Source organism: Oleiphilus sp. HI0061, assembly GCF_001635675.1.
Window position 1 is genome coordinate 1 of sequence record NZ_LWFE01000694.1, and the last position, 1,343, is coordinate 1,343.

Consider the following 1,343-nt stretch of genomic DNA (forward strand, 5'->3'; position numbering starts at 1 on the left):
ATGTTAATCGCCGATTCCAAACGCTAGTCAGTCATTATCTGTTTGAAGCTGAGTTCTGTAATCCAGCTGCAGGTTGGGAGAACGGCCAAGTCGAGAAAAAGGTGCGAGATGCTCGGCATCAGTTATGTCATACCGCTCCCAAGTTCAAGACTCTCGAAGAACTTAATGCTTGGCTTGAACGCCAATGTATTGAACTGTGGCACCGCCAAAAACACCCAGAACAATCCAATCTAACGGTTGCTGAATGCTGGCGACAAGAACGGCCATGTTTAATGCCTGTCCCAGCGCCATTCGATGGCTATGTAGAAGAGACTAAGCGAGTCTCTTCTACATGCTTAATTACGTTCGAGCGTAACCGCTATAGTGTCCCGGCAAGCTTTGCTAACCAGCATGTGAGTCTTCATGTTTATGCAGCTGAAATCGTTATCGTTGCCGAAGGCAAGGAGATAGCAAGACATAGACGTATCTTCAATCGCAAGCATGATGCAGGTATCACCAAGTATGAATGGAGACATTATCTAGCCGTGGCTCAACGCAAACCAGGAGCACTGCGTAACGGCGCACCGTTCGAGACCTTGCCAGACAGCTTCAAGTCCATTCAAAAGTATTTACTTCGACGACAAGGTGGTGATCGAGAAATGGTCGAGATATTGGCCTTGGTACTTCATCACGACGAACAGCTGGTTGAGCAAGCGGTTGAGGAATCTCTGCGATGCGGGCACCCCTCAAAACAGCATGTAATGAACTGTTTGAGCCAACTCATCGAACAGGAAACACCTGAGCCTTTGCTAACACCACCCTCTCTCATTCTAAACGAAGAACCTATTGCCAACACACAACGCTACGATCAACTAAGAGGTCATCCTTATGCACATTGAAACCATGATCCACACCTTCAAACAACTCAAACTACACGGTATGGCCAACAGTGTTATGGAGCTATCACAGCAAGCCGGGCCATCTTACCTTCAAGCACAGCCCATTCTTGAAGCCTTGATCAAAGCTGAAGTAACAGATCGAGAAGTGCGATCAATCGCTTATCAGATGAAGCATGCAAGGTTCCCAGCCTACCGTGACCTAGCTGGCTTTGACTTCAATCAAAGCAGTGTAGATGAAACGCTTGTCAAAGCGCTTCATCGCTGTGAGTTCATCGAAGGCAGCCACAACATCGTACTTATAGGAGGCCCTGGCACGGGTAAAACTCACTTAGCAACGGCAATAGGCGTACAAGCCATCCAACACCACCGACTACGAGTGCGCTTCTTATCGACCATTGAACTTGTGAATCAACTTGAACCAGACAAACTCGAAGGTAAAGCGGGACGCATTGCGAACAGGTTAAG

Annotated in this window: 1 protein-coding gene and 1 pseudogene; both read left to right on the forward strand. The window is 47.7% G+C overall.

Annotated elements, in window-relative coordinates:
- Positions 1 to 878: pseudogene (locus tag A3735_RS30610) on the forward strand (IS21 family transposase); the annotation flags it as partial.
- The coding region (locus A3735_RS08845) for an ATP-binding protein (RefSeq protein WP_197485773.1) at positions 868 to 1,343 on the forward strand (476 nt) is incomplete at its 3' end. The pseudogene A3735_RS30610 and the gene A3735_RS08845, both read left to right, overlap by 11 nt.